This is a genomic window from Streptomyces millisiae (genome assembly GCF_031845425.1).
Classification (GTDB): domain Bacteria; phylum Actinomycetota; class Actinomycetes; order Streptomycetales; family Streptomycetaceae; genus Streptomyces; species Streptomyces millisiae.
This window is the reverse complement of record NZ_JAVREM010000027.1, coordinates 68,901-88,269: the sequence shown is the minus strand read 5'-3', so window position 1 is coordinate 88,269 and position 19,369 is coordinate 68,901. Positions and strand designations below refer to the sequence as shown.

Below are 19,369 nucleotides of genomic sequence, written 5' to 3'. Positions count from 1 at the left end.
CACCCACCCTTCTCGGCGCTTCGCGCGGGGGCCCTGCGGGTCTGGCCTGCGGCGGCTTCGCCGCCGGATGCCCGGCGCTTCGCGCCGGGGTGTCGGGCCGAACCGCGCTGCGCGCGGTGCTCGGCCCGCCAGGGCCGAGGGCCCGCGGCGGCTGCGCCGCCGGGTCACCCGGCCCCTGCCGCGCGACGACCCGCCCGGAGGGCGGGTGGGTGGGCGCGGCACGGCCGCCAGGCGCGCGGAGCGCGCCGGTGGCCCGGGCCGGCGGGCCACCGCCCGCTCACAGAATGGTCAGTCGGCGGCAGCCGCCGCCGCAGCCGTCAGGCGGTGGCGGTGGTGCCGCCGGCAGAGCACCTCGTAGCCGACCTCGGCCGTCGCCGCCGCGCCGACGTCGCCGACGACCACCTGCGCGCCCTCCACCACCATCCGGCCGCCCTCCGTGCGCGCGTTGTGCGTGGCGCGGGCCCCGCACCAGCACAGCGCCTCGACCTGCAGCACCTCGACCCGGTCGGCCAGCTCGATCAGCCGCTGGGAGCCGGGGAACAGCTTGGTGCGGAAGTCCGTGGCGATGCCGAAGGCGTAGACGTCGACGCTCAGGTCGTCGACGACCCGCGCGAGCTGGTCCACCTGCTCGGGCGAGAGGAACTGCGCCTCGTCCGCGATCACGTAGTCCACGCGCTCGCCGGCCGCGAGGCAGCCGACCAGGTGGGCGTGGAAGTCGAACTTCTCGTCGGCCTCGGTCGCCTGCGTGACCAGACCGAGCCGCGACGACAGCAGGCCCTCGCCGGCCCGGTCGTTCCGCGTGAATATCAGGCCCCGCAGGCCCCGCGCCGAGCGGTTGTGCTGGATCTGGAGGGCGAGCGTGGACTTCCCGCAGTCCATCGTGCCGGAGAAGAAGGCGAGTTCGGCCAAGGGTCCTGCTCCAAGTAGGTGCTTCGGGCGACTTCAGGTGCGGACTTCGAGGAGCGGCACCAGCTGCTCGGCCGGCGTGACCGAACCGTGCATGCCGACGAGCGCGGACTCCCTGGGCTCGGACTCGCCGGCGACGACGGCGGCGTTCCCCGTCATGGCGACGACCACGTCCCCGACGCGCTCCCGCACCCTCGGCTCCAGGTCGACGCCCGGGGGCCCGAACCAGCCGAGCTCGACGGCCTCGTCCCTGGTCACCACCCAGGCGTGCTCGGCGAGCACCTCGCGCCAGACGGCGTGCACGTCGGCGGCGGCGCCCGGCACCGCGTAGAGGTGGCGGGCGCGGCCCTCGCCGCCGAGGCGGGCGACGCCGGCCCGCAGCTCCCAGTCCTCGTCGAAGTCGAAGCGGGCCTCGGCGGTGTCGGGCACGTCCACCATGCCGTGGTCGGCGGTGATGTAGAGCGCGGAGCGGGGCGGCAGCTGCTCGGCGAGGCGCTGCGCCAGGCCGTCCACATAGGCGAGTTCGGCGAGCCACGCGGCCGAGGCCATGCCGAGCCGGTGGCCCACGCCGTCCAGTTCGGCGTAGTAGGTGTAGACGAGGGCCCGGTCGGCGACGGCGAGGCGGCCGGCCGCCAGGTCCATCCGCTCGCCCGCGTCCCGGCGGCCGAGGAAGGTGCCGCCGGAGAGCGCGACCCGGGTGAGCGGGGTGTGCTCGAAGTGCGGGGCGGTGACCTGGGCGGCGGCGACGCCGACCGCCTGGGCGCGCTGGAAGATGGTCGGGTGCGGCTGCCAGAGCGCCGGGTCGGTCCACGGGTCCCAGCGCAGCTGGTTCATGAGCTCGCCGGTGGCCGGGTCGCGGACCTTGTATCCGGCGAGGCCGTGCGCGGCGGGCGCGAGGCCGGTGCCGACGGAGGCGAGGGAGGTGGCGGTGGTGGCGGGGAAGCCGGCCGTGATGGGGCGGCCCGTGCCGGCGCGGGAGGACGGCAGCAGCGAGGTGAGGAACGGCGCCCGGTCCGGGTGGGCCCGCAGCGCCTCCCAGCCGAGGCCGTCCACCAGGAAGACGCAGACCCGGTCGGCCGGCGGCAGCTGGAGGCGTGAGGAGAGCCCGGGGACGCCGAGCCCGGCCGCGGCGGCCGGCAGCACGTCGGCGAGTGAGCCCGTGCCGTACTCCGGTGCCGGGGCGAGGCGCGGATCGAGCGGCGCCGGATCTCCGGCTGGGGACGGCTCCGTCTCCCAGCGCCCCGACCGGGGGTGGGTCACCTGGCGGACACCGCCGTCGCCTCGGAGAGCGCCTGGGCGAACTCCAGCGTCTGACGGACCGTCTCCGGGCCGTCCCCGGCCTCGCTGATGCGCAGTGACAGGTCGTCGGCGGTGGTGGAGCCCGTGTAGCCGTGGTCCGCCTCGCAGTTGGGGTCGCCGCAGTTGGCCGGCTCCATGTCGATCCGGGAGACGGCGCCCCAGCCGATGGTGAGCACGACCTCGCGGGGCAGCGTGCCCGGCACGTAGGACTGGGGGTCGGAGACGACGCGGCTGAGCACCACGGAGGAGATCCGGGACAGCTTCACGGACTCGGTGGAGGTGGTGGCGTAGGGCGCGGGGGCCGAGCTGTCGGCCGACTGCTCGTCGGTGTGGCTGACGATGAACCGGGTGCCGGTCAGCACCAGCACGGTGGCGTGCCGGCGGACCTCGTTGCTGTCGAAGGTCGTCTCCTGGTGGACGAGGAAGGAGGTGACGGGCTCCCGCCCGACGGCCGCCTCCACCGCCTCGGCGACCAGCGCGGGGTAGTAGCCGCTGCGCTCGATTGCCTCCCGCAGCCCCTGGGACGTCGTACCGGTCTTCGCCATGCGGTCCATCCTACGGGTCGCCTCGGACGGTGGTGGGGCCGTTGTCCGGTCTGTTCTCGGGGGGCTGACGCGCGGGTAGGCGGCCGCCTAGAACGCGGGCAGCCGGCGCGGCCCCAGGTCCAGGCGGGGCGGCGGGGAGGCCACCCGGATCGTGGCGCCGAGCACGGTGACGCCGTGCGGGGCGACGACCACCGGCTCGAGTTCGACGGCGGCGATCTCGGGGCGGTCGTCGAGCAGCCGGCCGAGGCGCAGCAGCGTCTCCTCCAGGGCGGCGGTGTCGACCGGCCTGGCGCCGCGCCAGCCGAACAGCATGGGGGCGGCCCTGATGGCGCGCACCAGCTCGCGCACGTCCCGGTCGGTGACGGGGAGCAGCCGGTGGGCGACGTCGCCGAGGAGCTCGGCCGGGGCGCCGGCGAGGCCGAACGAGAGCACGGCGCCGACGGCGGGGTCCACGGTGGCCCGCACCACGGTGTCCACGCCACGCGGGGCCATCCGCTGGACGACCGGCCGCAGTTCCGCCGGGTCGCCGAGCTGCCGGGTGAGCTCGGCGTAGGCGCGGCGCAGTTCGCCCTCGGTGGTCAGGTCGAGCCGGACGCCCCCGAGGTCGGGGCGGTGGCGCAGCCGGGGCGCGGTGGTCTTGAGGGCGACGGGGAAGCCGATGCGGCGGGCGGCGGCGACGGCGGCGCGGGCGTCGGGCGCGGGGTGGGCGGGCAGCAGCGGGATGCCGTAGGCGGTGAGCACCCGGTGGGTGGCGACGTGGTTGAGGGTGACGGTGCGGCGCGGGTCGAGGGCGGTGACGACGTGTTCGGCCGCGGCGTCCTCGTCGATGTCGGTGAAGGCCGGCTGCTCCCCCGGGTGGGCGGCGGAGGCCCGCCACTCGGCGTGCCCGACGGCCTTGGCGAGGGCGCGGACGGCGCGCTCGGCCGAGGGGTAGACGGGGATGCCGCGGGCGGTGAGCGCGGTGGCGAGCTCGTCGAGGGCGAGTTGGGCGACGACGACGGGCTTGCCGGTGGCGGCGTCGGCGAGCGCGGTGCCCAGCGCGGGCGCGAGGTCGGCGAGCAGCCGGGCGGTGGGGTCGCCGGCGGTGCCGGGGGTCTCGCTCACGGTGGGGACGACGGCGACGACGACCGCGTCGACGCCCGGGTCGGCGAGGGCCGCGGCCAGGGCGGCGCCGAAGTCGGCGGGCCGGGCGGTCGGGCCGAGTCCCTGCGGGTCGAGGGGGCGCAGCCGGTGGGCGCGGCAGGCGTCGTGGGTGACGAGGCCGAGGGCCTCGGCGTTGCTGACGACGGCGACGCGCGGACCCTGGGGCAGCGGCTGGTGGGCCAGCAGCAGGCCGATGTCGAGCAGTTCGGTCGCGGTGTCCGCCTCGATCACGCCGGCCTGGCCGAGCAGCGCGGAGACGGTCGCCTCGGAGGCGTGTCCGGCGGGGACGGCGTGGCCGTGCGGCGGGGCGCCGCCGCTGTGCCGGCCGCCGCGCACCACCACGACGGGGGTGCCGGCGGCCGCGGTGCGCCGGGCGATGCGGGTGAACTTGCGGGGGTTGCCGACCGATTCGAGGTACATCAGGGCGACGCCGGTGGCCGGGTCGTCGTCCCAGTACTGGAGCAGGTCGTTGCCGGAGAGGTCGGCGCGGTTGCCGGCGGAGACGAAGGTGGAGAGTCCTGCGCCGCGGCGGGCCAGCTCGTCGAGGACGGCGATGCCGATGGCCGCCGACTGGGTGAAGAGGCCGATCCGGCCGGCCGCCGGGAGCCGGGGCGCGGGGCTGGCGTTGAGCCGGACCTCCGGGTCGGTGTTGATCAGGCCGAAGGCGTTGGGGCCCACGATGCGCATGCCGTGGGAGCGGGCGAGGCGGACGAGTTCCCGCTGCTGTTCCCTGTCGTGTCCCGCGGCGAGCACCAGGAGTCCGGCGACGCCGGCCCTGGCGCAGTCGGCGACGGCGCCGGCGACCCGGGACGCGGGGACGGCGAGCACGGCGAGGTCGACGGGGCCGTCGATGTCGGTGACCCGGCGGTGGGCGGGCGCGCCGCCGAGCTCGGTCGTGGACTCGGGCAGCGCGGCGTTCACGGCGTGGACGGAGCCGGTGAAGCCGCCGGCGAGCAGCCCGGCGAGCACGGCGCGGCCGGCGCCTCCCGGGCGGCGCCCCACGCCCACGACGGCGACGGAGGCGGGGGCGAGCAGGCGGCGCACGGAACGGGCCTCGGCGCGCTGCTCGCGGGCGCGCATGACGGCCAGGGAGCGGGCGGTGGGCTCCAGGTCGAGGGTGAGGTGGAGGGAGCCGTCGGCGAAGCTGCGCCGCTGGGAGTAGCCGGCGTCGGTGAAGACCTTGGCCATCCGGGTGTTGGCGGGCAGCAGCTCGGCCTCGAAGCGGCGGATGCCGCGTTCCCTGGCGACGGCGGCGAGGTGTTCGAGCAGGACGGAGGCGAGGCCGCGGCCCTGGTGGGCGTCCTGGACGAGGAACGCGACCTCGGCGCGGTCGGCGGGCGCGGCGGCGGCGCGGCCGTGCTCGTCGATCCGGTCGTACCGCACGACGGCGATGATCTCGTCGCCCACGGTGGCGGCCAGTCCGACGCGGTCCACGTAGTCGTGGTGGGTGAACCGGTGCACGTCTCGATCGGAGAGCCGGGGGTAGGGGGCGAAGAAACGGTAGTACTTCGACTCGTCGGAGACCCGCTCGTAGAAGGCGACCAGCCGGTCGGCGTCCGCCGGGGTGATGGGCCGCAGCCGGGCCGTGCCGCCGTCGCGCAGCACGACGTCGGCCTCCCAGTGGGCGGGGTAGGGCGGCTGGGCGGGCGTCCGCATGGCATCAGCGTACGGTTGGGTCTGCCGGGACGGCGGCCCGGCGTACAGCACAACCGTTCCACCCTGTTCGAACCGAAGGGCACCATCATGGTTGAGCGACGCGTCACCATCGGCTGGGCGGAGGGACTGCACGCCCGGCCCGCCTCGATCTTCGTCCGGGCCGCTACGGCCACGGGCGTGCCGATGACCATCGCCAGGAAGGGCGGCACCCCGGTGAACGCCGCGTCGATGCTCGCGGTGCTGAGCCTGGGCGCCGAGGGCGGCGAGGAGGTGGTGCTCGCGTCGAGCGCCGACGACGCCGAGGGCGCCGCGGCCGCCGAGGCGGCGGTCGACCGGCTCGCGCGACTGGTCTCCGAGGGGCTCGAGGAGCTGCCGGAAACGGTGTGACGCCGGCGTCGCGATAAATGCGCCGGGCGCCGGTCCTGAATTCCGGGCAACGAAATCGCGGGGCGCGATTCCGGCGACGGAATTCGCAACCCTTTCGCATATGTGTATACGGCCGCTGTTAAATCTGGCCGCGCACCGTGTTTACAGCAGGTTTCTGGGTTCTCACGGCGCCCGCCCTGGTCTGCTTGCGGGCCGGGGTCGACCGCTCGAGCTGCGCGGCGGAGAGCGCCCGCGCCCGCTCCGCGTCACCCCGGGCGATGGCGTCCACGAGGGCGCCGCGCTCCTGCCACAGCACCACGGCGCGGGAGACGGGCTCGCCCGTGTAGAGCCAGGTGATCTTGCGCCGCAACTGCACCAGCAGGGTGGTCAGTCCGGGGCTGCAGGTGGCCTGGGCGACGGTCTCGTGGAACCAGTCGCCGAGCGACCGCAAGTCGGATTCCTGCCCCTGGCCTGCGCGCTGGCGCCCGAGGCGCACGAGCCCGCGCAACACCTTGAGGTGCGCCTCCGTACGCCGCTGCGCGGCGCGCGCCGCGCCGAGCGGCTCCAACAGCGCCCGGACGTCGAGCAGATCGGCCGCCTCGCGCTCCCCCGGCTGGGCCACGCAGGCGCCCGCGTGGCGCCGCGAGGTGACGAACCCCTCGGACTCCAGGGTGCGCAGCGCCTCGCGGACCGGCACCCGGGAGACCCCGTACCGCTGGGCCAGCTGCTCCTCGGCGAGCCGGGCGCCCGGGGGGAGGACGCCGCTCACAATGTCGTCACGGATCGCCGTGCATACCGTGTGCGCGGAGATACGCATGACAAACCCCCACAGACATAGCCGGCGTCAGCCCTGTTGCATTTCTACCGGGTCACTCCACCGAACTGTATGGCAAAAACCCGGGAATGCCGATAGCGCCTCTGGAAAACCCGGTGCCTTTCGGACGTTTACCCGTAACGTCGGCGGCCCCGCGACCCGGGGGGTCACGGGGCCGCCGGCCGACAGCGCGCCGCTCAGCCGTCGATCACCGTCACCTCGCCGATGCCGAGCGCCCGCACCGGCTCCGCGATCTGCTCGGCGTCGCCGACCAGCACGGTCACCAGGCGGTCGGTCGGGAAGGCCCGGGACACCGCCGTCGACGCCTCGACCGTGCCGGTCTCGGCCAGCCGGACGTAGAGCCGGGCCTGGTAGTCGTCCGGCAGCTCCTCCTCGACCTGGTCCGCCAGGGTGCCGGCGACGGCCGCCGCCGTCTCGAAGCTCAGCGGGGCGACGCCCACCAGGAACTGCACGGCGGCGTCCCGCTCCTCGTCGGTCAGCCCCTCCGCCGCCAGCGTGCGCAGCACCTGGAAGAGGTCGGCCAGCGCCGGCCCGGTCACATCGGTGGCCACCGAGCCGCGGATGCCGAGCAGCGAGAGCCCGGTGCCGTCGGCCCTGGACCGCAGCACCTGCGCGAACGCCCGGATGCCGTAGGTGTAGCCCTTCTCCTCGCGCAGCACCCGGTCGAGGCGGGAGGTGATGGTGCCGCCGAGGCAGTAGACGCCGAGCCGCTGCGCGGCCCACACCGGGTCGTGCCGGTCGGGCCCGGTGCGGGCGATCAGCAGCTGGGTCTGGACGGAGCCGGGGCGGTTCACGATGACCACCCGGCCGGTGTCGTCGGCGACGGGCGGCTCCCAGGCGGGGACCGCCGGTGACTGCCCGGTCCAGGCCCCCAGGGTGTCCTTGAGCACCGCGTCCACGTCGATGCCGGTGAGGTCGCCGACGACGACCACGGCCGTCGAGGCCGGCCGTACGTGCGCCTCGTAGAAGGCGCGCACCGCCTTGGCGTCGATCCGCTCGACGCTGGCGGCCGTGCCCTGACGGGGCTTGGACATGCGCGAGTCGGCCGGGAACAGCGTGTCGTAGAGCGCCATCGCGGCGCGCCGGCTCGGGTTGCCGAGCTCGTGCGGGATCTCGTCGAGGCGGTTGCGGACCAGCCGCTCGATCTCGTGCTCGGGGAAGGCGGGGGCGCGCAGCGCGTCGGCCAGGAGCCGCAGCGCCCGGTCGAAGCGGGAGGCCGGCACCTCGAGGGAGACCCGGACGCCGGGGTGGTCGGCGTGGGTGTCCAGGGTGGCGCCGCAGCGCTCGAGCTCGGCGGCGAACTCCTCGGCGGTGTGCCGGTCGGTGCCCTCGGACAGCGCGCGGGCCATGATCGTGGCCACGCCCTCGAGGCCGGTCGGCTCGGCGGCCAGCGGCGCCGTCAGGTTCAGCTCGACGGCGACGACCTGTTGTCCCGGCCGGTGACTGCGCAGCACCGTCAGGCCGTTGGGCAGGGTGGCGCGCTCCGGGGCGGGGAACGCCCAGGGCCTGGGCTCCCCGGCGGTCGGCCGCGGGTGGAGCTGCATGCTCGCGGTGACGTCGCTCACTGGTGGTCGGCCCCTTCGGTGTCGTTCTCGGCTTCGGTCTCGTCCTCCTGGGAGCCGGTGGGCTCGTAGACCAGCACCGCGCGGTTGTCCGGGCGGAGCCGCGCGGCGGCGACCGCGCGCACCTCGTCCGCCGTGATCTCCAGGATGCGGCGCACGGCGGTCAGCGCCAGCTGCGGGTCGCCGAAGAGCACCGCGTACCGGCAGAGCTCGTCGGCCCGGCCGCCGACCGTGGCGAGCCGGTCGAGCCACTCGCGCTCCAGCTGGGCCTGGGCCCGCTCCAACTCCTCGGCGGTCGGCCCCTCCTGCGCGAACCTGGCGAGCTCCTCGTCGACGGCGGCCTCGATCTCCTCGACCCGGGCCTCGCCCGAGGTCTTGACGTCCAGCCAGCCCATGGAGGGCGCGCCGGCGAGACGCAGCATGCCGAAGCCGGCGGAGACCGCCGTCCGGTCGTGCCTGACCAGGCGGTTGTGCAGCCGGGACGACTCGCCGCCGCCGAGCACGGTGAGCGCCAGGTCGGCGGCGTCGGCCTCGCGGCTGCCGTCGTGCGGCAGCCGGTAGGCCGCCATCAGGGCGCGCGAGGGGACGTCCTCCTCCAGCAGCTCGCGCAGTTCGCCGCCGATGACCTCGGGCAGGGTGCCGTCGCGCGGCGGGCGCTTGCCGTCGTGGGACGGGATGGAGCCGAAGTACTTCTCGACCCAGGCCAGCGTCTGCTCGGGGTCGATGTCGCCGACGACCGCGAGCACCGCGTTGTTGGGCGCGTAGTAGGTGCGGAAGAACTCCCTGGCGTCGTCGAGGGAGGCGGCGTCCAGGTCGGCCATCGAGCCGATGGGGGTGTGGTGGTAGGGGTGGTCCTCGGGGAAGACCATGGCGGTGAGCTTCTCGAAGGCCGTGCCGTAGGGCACGTTGTCGTACCGCTGGCGGCGCTCGTTCTTCACCACGTCGCGCTGGTTCTCCATGGACTCCTCGTCCAGGGCGGCCAGCAGGGTGCCCATCCGGTCGGCCTCGAGCCACAGCGCGAGCTCCAACTGGTGGGCCGGCATGGTCTCGAAGTAGTTGGTGCGCTCGAAGCTCGTGGTGCCGTTGAGCGAGCCGCCGGCGGCCTGGATCAGTTCGAAGTGACCGTTGCCCGTGACCTGTTGCGAGCCCTGGAACATGAGGTGCTCGAAGAGGTGGGCGAGCCCGGTGCGCCCCGCCACCTCGTGCCGGGAGCCCACGTCGTACCAGAGGCAGACGGCGGCCACGGGGGTGAGATGGTCCTCGGACAGCACCACGCGAAGCCCGTTGGGCAGCCTGTGTTCGGTCGCGGTGAGCCCGCCGGCGGTATCCTGCGGGGTGGCCGTGTGGCCCATGGGCGTGAGGTCCCTTCGCTCGGACGGTCCGGTTGTCTGTCGGATGTCCTGTCACCTTATGCAAGGTGAGCCGGCGTGTGCGATGCGATCGGCGGTTGGTACCCGGCTGTCGGTGGCCCGGTCCACAATGGTCGCCAGCAGACCGTCAAGACGTACGAAGGAGTCCCCGCGCGATGCCCCGCCGCAGTACGCCGACCCCGCCTCCGGAGGATTTCGAGGAGCGCATCCTCGACATCGACGTCGTCGATGAGATGCGGGGCTCCTTCCTCGAGTACGCCTACTCGGTGATCTACTCCCGGGCGCTGCCGGACGCGAGGGACGGGATGAAGCCGGTGCAGCGCCGGATCCTGTACCAGATGCACGACATGGGGCTGCGTCCCGATCGCGGCCACGTCAAGTGCGCCCGGGTGGTGGGCGAGGTGATGGGCAAGCTGCACCCGCACGGCGACTCGGCCATCTACGACGCCCTGGTGCGCATGGCACAGCCCTTCTCCATGCGGCTGCCCCTGGTGGACGGCCATGGGAACTTCGGTTCGCTGGGCAACGACGACCCGCCGGCCGCCATGCGGTACACGGAGTGCCGCGCGTCGGCGGTGGCCGGCATGATGGTCGCCGGCATCGACGAGGACACCGTCGACTTCGCGCCCAACTACGACGGCAGCGAGCAGGAGCCCGTCGCGCTGCCCGCCGCCTACCCCAACCTCCTGGTGAACGGCTCGAGCGGCATCGCGGTCGGCATGGCCACCAACATGCCGCCGCACAACCTGGGCGAGGTCGTCGCCGCGGCCCGCCACCTGATCCGCCACCCGAACGCCGACCTGGCCACGCTGATGCGCCACGTGCCGGGTCCCGACCTGCCGACCGGCGGTCAGATCGTCGGCCTCGACGGCATCAGGGACGCGTACGAGACGGGCCGCGGCACCTTCCGGATCCGGGCCACGGTGGCCGTGGAGAAGGTGACGGCCCGCCGGATGGGGCTGGTCGTCACGGAACTGCCGTTCATGGTCGGCCCCGAGAAGGTGGTCGGCAAGATCAAGGACCTGGTCAACGCGAAGCGGCTCCAGGGCATCGCCGACGTCAAGGACCTGACGGACCGCGAGCACGGGCTGCGCCTGGTGATCGAGGTGAAGAACGGCTTCAACCCCGAGGCGGTGCTGGCCCAGCTCTACAAGCTGACGCCGATGGAGGAGACCTTCGGCATCAACAACGTGGCGCTGGTGGACGGTCAGCCGCTCACCATGGGTCTGAAGGAGCTGCTCGAGGTCTACGTCGACCACCGCTTCGAGGTGGTCAGGCGGCGCAGCGAGTTCCGGCGCGGCAAGCGGCGGGACCGGCTGCACCTGGTCGAGGGCCTGCTGGTGGCGCTCGTCGACATCGACGAGGTGATCCGGATCATCCGGTCCAGCGAGAACGCGGCGGAGGCCAAGGAGTCCCTGATGGCCCGCTTCGACCTCTCCGAGACGCAGACCCAGTACATCCTCGACACCCCGCTGCGCCGGCTGACCAGGTTCGACCGGATCGAGCTGGAGTCGGAGCGCGACCGGCTGACCGCGGAGATCGAGGAGCTGACCCGGATCCTGGAGTCGGACGCGGAGCTGCGCAAGCTGGTCTCCAGCGAGCTGGCCGAGGTGGCCAAGAAGTTCGGCACCCCGCGCCGCACCCGGCTCGTGGAGTCCGAGGGCGCTCCACTCGAAGTGCTGCCGCTTGAGGTGGCGGACGACCCCTGCCGGGTGCTGCTGTCCTCCACCGGGCTGCTGGCGCGCACGGCCGACGAGCAGCCGGTGTTCGACACGAACGCGCGCCGGGTGAAGCACGACGTGGTGGTCTCGGCGGTGCCGTCCACCACCCGCGGCGAGGTGGGGGTGGTCACCTCGGAGGGCCGGCTGCTGCGGATCAACGTGGTGGACCTGCCGACGCTGCCGCACAGCGCCACCTCGCCCAACCTGTCGGGTGGCGCGCAGGTGTCGGAGTTCCTGACCCTGCGTCCCCAGGAGCGGGTGGTGTGTCTGACCACGCTCGACGAGTCCTCGCCCGGGCTCGCGATCGGCACCGAGCAGGGCGTGGTGAAGCGGGTGGTGCCCGACTATCCGGCGAACAAGGACGAGTTGGAGGTCATCTCCCTCAAGGACGGCGACGTGATCGTCGGCGCCGCCGAGTTGCGCACCGGCGACGAGGACCTGGTCTTCATCACGGACGACGCGCAGCTGCTGCGCTACCAGGCCGCCCAGGTGCGGCCGCAGGGCCGGCCGGCGGCGGGCATGGCAGGCGTCAAGCTGGCCGCCGGGGCGAAGGTGATCTCGTTCACCGCCGTCGATCCGGCGGCCGAGGCGGCGGTGTTCACGGTGGCGGGCGGCAGCGGCACGCTGGACGACTCGCTGGGCACGGCCAAGCTCACCCCGTTCGACCAGTACCCGCGGAAGGGCCGGGCCACCGGCGGGGTGCGCTGCCAGCGCTTCCTGAAGGGCGAGGAGCGGCTGACGTTCGCCTGGGCCGGCCCCATGCCGGCCCGCGCCGCCACGGCGACCGGCGCGCCCGTGGACCTGCCGGAGCCCGACCCCCGCAGGGACGGCTCGGGCGCGCCGCTCGGCCGGCCGGTCGCGGTGGTCGCGGGCCCGGCGTAGGGCCGGGGCGGCCGGGCTACGGGAGGGGCCGCGGCTCGGCCTCGGTGACCTCGCCCGCCTCGCTCACCTCGGTCGTCTCGGTGACGTCCTCCGGGTCGTCGACGTACCGCAGCACCTCCCACATGCCGCTCAGCGCGGGGTCGGCCTCGGCCGGCCCCGTCGCCACGCAGTCGGCGAGCTCGGCGCGCAGCGCCTCGGGGTCGATTCCGGCGCCGATCAGCACGAGCCGGGTGGGGGCGGTCTCGTCGTCGGGGGCCGGGTAGAAGCGGAGGAAGCGGCCGACCGCGTGCAGCGCGTAGCGCTCGGGGCGCGGGCCGGCGGCGAGCGTGACGAAGCCCTTGGCGCGGTAGAGCCCGGCCGGCCTGGTGTCGAGGAAGCGCATCAGCGCTCGGGGGCTCAGCGGTTCCCGGCTGGTGAAGGCGACGCTGTCGTAGCCGGTGTGCGGGTGGGCGTGCCCGTCGTCGTGGTCCTCCTCGCGCGCCAGGTCGGCGAACGACAGCTGCCGGTAGCCGGCCCCGGCCGGGTCGAGGCCGGCGCGCGAGGTCTCGCGGTCGAAGAAGAGGCCGGGGTCGATCCGGCCCCTGGCGGCCGGCACCACGGGCGCGCCGCCGGCGGCCTCGCGCAGCGCGGCCAGCTGGGCGCGCCACTCGGCCTCGGGCACCAGGTCGGTCTTGTTGAGCACCACCAGGTCGGCGGCGCCCGGATGGCGGGTCCTGCCCGGCTCGGCGGCGTCGACCACCTGGACCAGGCCGCCGTAGACGATGCGCCGGTCGCCGCTGGCCAGGATCATCCGGACCAGGCTCGGCGGCTCGGCGAGCCCGCTGGCCTCCACCACGATCAGGTCGATCCGGGCCGCGGGGTCGGCGAGCCGGTCCAGGGCCGCGTCCAGGTCCTCGGTGTCCACGGCGCAGCACAGGCAGCCGTTGTCGAACGAGGCCATGGCGTCGACCTGCCCGGCGACCAGCATCGCGTCGATCGGGATGCTGCCGAAGTCGTTGACGACGGCGCCGATCCGGACGCCGTCACGGTTTCTGAGCAGGTGGTTGAGCAGCGTGGTCTTCCCCGCCCCGAGGAAGCCCGCCAGCACGACGACCGGGATCCGACTGGTGGTCATGGCCGCCACGATAACCGTGGCGGCCCGAGCCGTTCGCCGCGCAGGGTGACGGTCGGGGGAGGTGACGGCGAGGCCCCTGGGTCAGGAGAGGCTAGCCTTACCTGGGTGAGCACGTGCACAACCCTCTCCCGGGCCCTGGCCGAGCCGCTGGCCGGCACCGCGAGCACCGCCAGGACCTGGCTGCTGCTCGAACAGCCGGGGCCCTGGGGCCCGGACGCCCTGGTCGAGAGCCACCTCGACCCCGCCGTGGGTCGCGCCCTCGGCGCGGCCACCGCCGGCACCGGCGTGCGGGTGGCGCTGATCCGCCGGCCGGGCCGGCACGCCGACCGGCCGGGTAACGCCACGGCCCGCCGCGCCTACCTGGCCCACACCCTGCCCGGGAACTCCTGGATCCGCACCACGGCGGCGGTCGCCCCCGAGCGCCTGCTCGACCTGGACTTCCACCGGCTCGGCGCCGGGGCCCACGACGACCTCTGGGAACCGCACCACGGCGACCCGCTGACCCTCGTCTGCACCAACGGCCGGCGGGACCGCTGCTGCGCGCTGCTGGGCCGCCCGCTGGCCGCCGAGCTGGCGGCCAGCGGCGGCTCCGAGGTCTGGGAGATCACCCACCTGGGGGGCCACCGCTTCTCCCCCACCCTGCTCGTCCTGCCGCACGGCTACGCGTACGGGCGGATCACCGCGGTGGGCGTCAAGAACGTCCTGGAGGCCCTCCACGACGGCCGGCTGGTCGGTGAGCACTGCCGGGGCCGGTCCGCCTGGGACCGACCGGGGCAGGCCGCCGAGCTGGCCGTGCGGGACGCGACCGGGGAGCGCGGCCTGGACGCCATCGCGGTCCTCACGAGCCGGGCCACCGGCGACACGCACGAGGTCACCGTGGGCCACGCGGACGGCCGCCGCTGGCGGGTGACGGTGGCCACGCGGGCCGGCGCGGAACCGGCGCCGGCCAGCTGCGGCGCGGTGGCCGGGCCCCAGCACCGGATGACGGTCATCGACGTCACCGCCGTGTCCCAGGCCGCTCCGGCGACGCGCTGACGACGCCATCGCGTCCCCGTGCGACCGCCTCGCGCGCGGCGCCCGTCGGGGTGGACGCCGGCTGGCGCCCACCCCGACGCACCGCGATCGGCCGAAGCCGGCGCCGCGCCTACGTGTCGATGCGGGACCGGTCCAGCATGGCCGCCGAGCTCGCGATGAACTCGCGACGCGGGGCCACCTCGTTCCCCATCAGCAGGCTGAAGGCCTCCTCGGCGGCCTCCAGGTCGTTGATGTTGATCCGCCGCAGGGTGCGCCGGCGCGGGTCCATCGTGGTCTCGGCCAGCTGGTCCGCGTCCATCTCGCCCAGGCCCTTGTAGCGCTGGATCGACTCCTTGTAGCGGACCTTGCGCCGGTCCAGGTCCAGCAGCGTGGCGCGGAGCTCCGCGTCCGAGTAGGTGTACAGGTACTTGTCCTGGCCCTTCTTCGGGTTGCTCAGCTCGATCCGGTGCAGCGGCGGGACGGCGGAGAAGACCCGGCCCTCCTCGACCATCGGCCTCATGTAGCGCTGGAAGAGGGTCAGCAGCAGACACCTGATGTGCGCGCCGTCCACGTCGGCGTCGGCGAGGAAGATCACCCGGCCGTAGCGCGCCTGGTCGATGTCGAAGGTCCGCCCGGAACCGGCTCCTATCACCTGGATGATGGCGCCGCACTCGGCGTTCTTCAGCATGTCGGAGACGGACGACTTCTGGACGTTGAGGATCTTGCCGCGGATGGGCAGCAGGGCCTGGAACTCGGAGTTCCGCGCCAGCTTCGCCGTGCCGAGGGCGCTGTCCCCCTCGACGATGAACAGTTCGCTGCGGTCCACGTCGTCGCTGCGGCAGTCGGCGAGCTTGGCCGGCAGGGCCGAGGACTCCAGGGCCGTCTTCCGGCGCTGCGCCTCCTTGTGCTGCCGGGCGGCGATCCGGGTGCGGGCGGCGGCGACGACCTTCTCCAGCACGGCACGGGCCTGCTGCTTGTCGTCGCGCCTGGTCGAGGTGAGGAAGCCCTTGAGCTCCTTGGCGACCACCTGGGCGACGATCCGGGAGGCGGCCGAGGTGCCGAGCACCTCCTTGGTCTGCCCCTCGAACTGGGGCTCGGCGAGCCGCACGGTGACCACCGCGGTCATGCCCTCCAGGGCGTCGTCCTTGACGACGTCGTCCTCGGCGACCCGCAGCAGCTTGGTGGCGCGCAGCACGTCGTTGACCGTGCGGGTGACGGCCCGCTCGAAGCCGGTGACGTGGGTGCCGCCCTTGGGGGTGGCGATGATGTTGACGAACGAGCGCACGGTGGACTCGTAGCCGGTCCCCCAGCGCAGCGCGATGTCCACGTCCAGGTCGCGCTTGACCTCGGTGGGGATCATGTGGCCGCGCTCGTCGAGGACGGGGACGGTCTCCTTGAAGGAGCCCTGGCCGGTGAGCCGCAGCACGTCGCAGACCGGCTTGTCGGCGGCCAGGAACTCGCAGAACTCGCTGATCCCGCCGTCGTAGTGGAAGACCTCCTCGGACGGCTCCGCACCGTCGATGCCCCGCTCGTCACGGACCGTGATGGTCAGCCCGGGGACCAGGAAGGCGGTCTGCCGGGCGCGGGCGTGCAGGGTGTCGAGGGAGAGCTTGGCGTCCTTGAGGAAGATCTGCCGGTCCGCCCAGTAGCGCACCCGGGTGCCGGTGCGGCTCTTGGGGATCTTCTTGGCCTTGCGCAGGCCGCTGGCCGGGTCGAACGGGGCGTCGGGCCCCGACTCGGTGAAGATGCCGGGGGTGCCGCGCCGGAAGCTGATGGCGTGCGTGCTGCCGCTCTTGTCGACCTCCACGTCGAGCCGGGCCGAGAGGGCGTTCACCACGGAGGCGCCGACGCCGTGCAGGCCGCCGGAGGCGGCGTAGGAGCCGCCGCCGAACTTGCCTCCGGCGTGGAGCTTGGTCATCACGACCTCGACGCCGGAGAGCCCGGTCTTGGGCTCGATGTCCACGGGGATGCCGCGCCCGTTGTCGCGGACCTCGACCGAGCCGTCGGCGTGCAGCAGGACGTCGATGCGGTCGCAGTGGCCGCCGAGCGCCTCGTCGACGGCGTTGTCGATGATCTCCCAGAGGCAGTGCATCAGCCCTCGGCTGTCCGTGGACCCGATGTACATGCCCGGGCGCTTGCGGACCGCCTCAAGACCTTCCAGGACGAGCAGGTGCCGCGCGGTGTAGTTGTCTGCCGGGTCGGCCCCGGTCAACAGTGCGGTGGACGGCACGGACGTGTCGGCGGTCACGCAGTTCGCTCCTCGCTGAATTCTGATCTGGCCCAGATGTGGTGGCGGTCGCCGCTCAGAGGGTACCGAGGCCCTGTAGAGCGGTTGTGCGGCTCCCCGGGAAGTATCCAGGGTAGCCGAGCGTCGCTCACACGTTCGATAACTCGTCTGGGTGACGTGTACATCACGTTCCCTTCGAGGCATGAACCATTTAGGCTCCGGGCACGTCCTCCTGAACAAGGCTGGGCCCCCGGATACACCGAGGTAGCCGGAACAACACGACTAGACGACGCATTACACCAAGCAACCGCAATACGGCTCATTCGCCGCCACCGGGCAGCGTTCGGCCATCTCGGGAGAAATTTTTCCATCGAGAAAGCCGCGAGCGGGAACGTTCTCGGCCTGGTTGGATGTTGTCCCTGGTACGACAGCTCGTCGAGCTAGAGAAGAGGCGACGTGACTACTGTTCTGACCCCCGCGACCCCGCTGACGGCCGGGGACCGCTGCGACCGCTGTGGTGCCCAGGCGTATCTCCGCGTGGTCCTCATCAGCGGCGGAGAGCTGCTGTTCTGCGCCCACCACGGCCGCAAGTTCCAGCCGGAGCTCAAGAAGATCGCCGCGGAGATACAGGACGAGACGGAGAAGCTGACCGCGACTCCCGCATCCGCGCACAACGACGAACGCTGATCCGAGCGCTGATCCGACCACGGATCCGATCTGACGTATCGCGTTTCCTGACGACGGGCTCCGTCCGGCCGGTGCCCCGGCTGGACAGCGGGCGGTCAACCGCGCACGCGCGGTGACCGCCCGTTTCCGTACCGCGCGTCACCCCGGGCCCTCGGGCGCCGCTGCCCGACGCTCCCCGGCCCGTACTCGTCCCGCACGCCGCCGAGCGTGCCCCTGGCGCCGCCGTGCGCCCGCTTCATGCTGCCCACACACGCCGAACGGCCGGCGGCCCCCACCAGGGGGGCCGCCGGCCGTTCTCGCGCGCCTTGAGGGGCTCGGGAGCCTCAGTCGAGGTAGTCGCGCAGCACCTGCGAGCGCGACGGGTGCCGCAGCTTGGACATCGTCTTGGACTCGATCTGCCGGATCCGCTCGCGCGTGACCCCGTAGACCTTGCCGATCTCGTCCAGCGTCTTGGGCTGGCCGTCAGTGAGGCCGAAGCGCATCGAGACGACGCCGGCCTCCCGCTCGCTCAGCGTGTCGAGCACGGAGTGCAGCTGCTCCTGCAGCAGCGTGAAGCTGACCGCGTCGGCCGGCACCACGGCCTCGGAGTCCTCGATGAGGTCACCGAACTCGCTGTCGCCGTCCTCGCCGAGCGGAGTGTGCAGGGAGATCGGCTCCCGGCCGTACTTCTGGACCTCGACGACCTTCTCCGGGGTCATGTCGAGCTCCTTGGCCAGCTCCTCCGGGGTGGGCTCCCGGCCCAGGTCCTGGAGCATCTGCCGCTGGACGCGAGCGAGCTTGTTGATCACCTCGACCATGTGGACCGGGATCCGGATGGTGCGGGCCTGGTCGGCCATGGCGCGGGTGATGGCCTGGCGGATCCACCAGGTGGCGTAGGTGGAGAACTTGTAGCCCTTGGTGTAGTCGAACTTCTCCACGGCGCGGATCAGGCCCAGGTTGCCCTCCTGGATCAGGTCCAGGAAGAGCATGCCGCGACCGGTGTAGCGCTTGGCCAGCGAGACCACCAGGCGGAGGTTGGCCTCCAGCAGGTGGTTCTTGGCGCGGCGGCCGTCCTCGGAGATGATCTCCAGCTCGCGCCGCAGCTTGGGAGCGATCTTGTCGGAGCTGGCCAGCTTGTCCTCGGCGAAGAGACCCGCCTCGATGCGCTTGGCGAGCTCGACCTCCTGCTCCGCGTTGAGCAGCGGGACCTTGCCGATCTGCTTGAGGTAGTCCTTGACGGGGTCGGCCGTGGCACCGGCGGCCGCCACCTGCTGGGCGGGGGCGTCGTCCTCGTCCTCGTCGGAGAGCACGAAGCCCTCGTTCTCCGGCTTGCCGTCCGGACCCTCGCCCGGGGCGGCCGCCCGCACGGCGCGGTCGGTGGGCTCCTCGAGGCCCTCCTCCTCGCCCTCCAGGAACTCGTCGGCGAGCTCCTTCTTGGGCTCGTCCTTCTTGCCGGCGGTCTTCTTGGTGGCCACCGGCCCCTTCTTGGCCGCCGGAGCCTTCTTGGCCGTGGCCTTCTTCGCCGGGGCCTTCTTGGCGACCGCCTTCTTGGCCGTGGCCTTCTTCGCCGCCGGCCTGCTCACGGGGCCGCCCGCCGCCTCGCCGTACTCGGCATCACCCGCCGGTTCCTCCGGGCGAGCCATGGCCGTGGCCTGCTTGGCCGGAGCTGTCTTCGCCGCCACGGTCTTGGTCGCGGTGCGCTTGGCCGGCGTCTTCGCGGCGACACTCTTCCGGGTGCGCTTGGGCGCCTCGGCGGCACTCACCATCAGCGTCACGCCCTCCTCGTCGAGGATCTGGTTGAGGCTGCGCAGAACGTTCTTCCACTGGGCTTTCGGGATCTGGTCAGCCTCGATGGCCCGGCGCAGATCATCGCCGGCGATCTGCCCCTCAGCCTTTCCCCGTTCGATCAGCGCCATCACAGAATTGGACTCGGCGATCTCGGCAGGGAGAGTACGGGAAGTGCTGGCCGACACGAACAACCTCTCGGAAACTCTGGGAACGGCTAGGGCCCGCCCGAAGCAAGCGGATCCCTGACCGGCGGCGGGGTGGGCCGACGGCGGTGG

At 73.3% G+C, this 19,369-nt stretch carries 14 protein-coding genes; 4 read left to right on the top strand and 10 right to left on the bottom strand.

Annotated elements, in window-relative coordinates; genetic code table 11:
* Nucleotides 1-288: 288 nt before the first annotated feature.
* From RNC47_RS20355 to RNC47_RS20340, 4 genes are all read right to left on the bottom strand, one after another.
* Nucleotides 289-909: a thymidine kinase gene (locus RNC47_RS20355; RefSeq protein WP_311600751.1), complete on the bottom strand. Its 621-nt coding sequence runs from the start codon at nt 907-909 to the stop codon at nt 289-291.
* 33 nt (nt 910-942) lie between these two features.
* Nucleotides 943-2,166 carry an alkaline phosphatase family protein gene (locus RNC47_RS20350; RefSeq protein ID WP_311600749.1) on the bottom strand — a complete coding sequence of 408 codons (1,224 nt, stop codon included), beginning with the start codon at nt 2,164-2,166 and terminating at the stop codon, nt 943-945.
* Nucleotides 2,163-2,750 carry a DUF5998 family protein gene (locus tag RNC47_RS20345; protein ID WP_311600747.1) on the bottom strand — a complete coding sequence of 196 codons (588 nt, stop codon included), beginning with the start codon at nt 2,748-2,750 and terminating at the stop codon, nt 2,163-2,165. The genes RNC47_RS20350 and RNC47_RS20345 overlap by 4 nt, the downstream gene beginning before the upstream one ends.
* An 87-nt stretch (nt 2,751-2,837) precedes the next feature.
* Nucleotides 2,838-5,549, bottom strand: a complete 2,712-nt coding sequence (locus RNC47_RS20340) for a bifunctional acetate--CoA ligase family protein/GNAT family N-acetyltransferase (RefSeq protein ID WP_311600745.1) — start codon at nt 5,547-5,549, stop codon at nt 2,838-2,840.
* An 87-nt stretch (nt 5,550-5,636) separates the two neighbouring features.
* On the opposite strand from RNC47_RS20340, the gene RNC47_RS20335 reads away from it, so the two are divergent.
* Nucleotides 5,637-5,936, top strand: a complete 300-nt coding sequence (locus tag RNC47_RS20335; RefSeq protein ID WP_311600743.1) for an HPr family phosphocarrier protein — start codon at nt 5,637-5,639, stop codon at nt 5,934-5,936.
* A 118-nt stretch (nt 5,937-6,054) separates the two neighbouring features.
* Here the strand turns inward: RNC47_RS20335 and RNC47_RS20330 are convergent, their stop codons facing one another.
* The 3 genes from RNC47_RS20330 to RNC47_RS20320 form a co-directional block, all read right to left on the bottom strand.
* On the bottom strand, nt 6,055-6,732 hold the full coding sequence (locus RNC47_RS20330) for a GntR family transcriptional regulator (protein WP_311600741.1): 678 nt from the start codon (nt 6,730-6,732) through the stop codon (nt 6,055-6,057).
* Nucleotides 6,733-6,926: 194 nt separating this feature from the next.
* Nucleotides 6,927-8,294 carry a M16 family metallopeptidase gene (locus RNC47_RS20325; RefSeq protein WP_394814829.1) on the bottom strand — a complete coding sequence of 456 codons (1,368 nt, stop codon included), beginning with the start codon at nt 8,292-8,294 and terminating at the stop codon, nt 6,927-6,929.
* Between the two features lie 17 nt (nt 8,295-8,311).
* Nucleotides 8,312-9,664: a M16 family metallopeptidase gene (locus tag RNC47_RS20320; RefSeq protein ID WP_311600738.1), complete on the bottom strand. Its 1,353-nt coding sequence runs from the start codon at nt 9,662-9,664 to the stop codon at nt 8,312-8,314.
* 173 nt (nt 9,665-9,837) lie between these two features.
* Between RNC47_RS20320 and RNC47_RS20315 the strand changes: the two genes are divergently transcribed.
* Nucleotides 9,838-12,285 (top strand): DNA gyrase/topoisomerase IV subunit A, encoded by a 2,448-nt coding sequence (locus RNC47_RS20315; RefSeq protein WP_311600737.1) that lies wholly within the window; start codon nt 9,838-9,840, stop codon nt 12,283-12,285.
* 16 nt (nt 12,286-12,301) lie between these two features.
* Here RNC47_RS20315 and RNC47_RS20310 read toward each other — a convergent pair whose 3' ends face one another.
* Nucleotides 12,302-13,399: a CobW family GTP-binding protein gene (locus RNC47_RS20310; protein ID WP_311600735.1), complete on the bottom strand. Its 1,098-nt coding sequence runs from the start codon at nt 13,397-13,399 to the stop codon at nt 12,302-12,304.
* A 105-nt stretch (nt 13,400-13,504) separates the two neighbouring features.
* On the opposite strand from RNC47_RS20310, the gene RNC47_RS20305 reads away from it, so the two are divergent.
* Nucleotides 13,505-14,434 carry a sucrase ferredoxin gene (locus RNC47_RS20305; RefSeq protein ID WP_311600733.1) on the top strand — a complete coding sequence of 310 codons (930 nt, stop codon included), beginning with the start codon at nt 13,505-13,507 and terminating at the stop codon, nt 14,432-14,434.
* A 109-nt stretch (nt 14,435-14,543) separates the two neighbouring features.
* On the opposite strand, the gene RNC47_RS20300 is transcribed toward RNC47_RS20305, so the two are convergent.
* Entirely contained in the window at nt 14,544-16,661 is a 2,118-nt protein-coding gene (locus RNC47_RS20300) for a DNA gyrase/topoisomerase IV subunit B (RefSeq protein ID WP_311600731.1), read from the bottom strand.
* A gap of 435 nt (nt 16,662-17,096) precedes the next feature.
* On the opposite strand from RNC47_RS20300, the gene RNC47_RS20295 reads away from it, so the two are divergent.
* A complete protein-coding gene (locus RNC47_RS20295) occupies nt 17,097-17,327 on the top strand; it encodes a DUF7455 domain-containing protein (protein ID WP_311600729.1) in 231 nt (76 codons plus the stop codon).
* A gap of 323 nt (nt 17,328-17,650) precedes the next feature.
* On the opposite strand, the gene RNC47_RS20290 is transcribed toward RNC47_RS20295, so the two are convergent.
* Entirely contained in the window at nt 17,651-19,285 is a 1,635-nt protein-coding gene (locus RNC47_RS20290) for an RNA polymerase sigma factor (protein WP_311600727.1), read from the bottom strand.
* Nucleotides 19,286-19,369 lie beyond the last annotated feature (84 nt).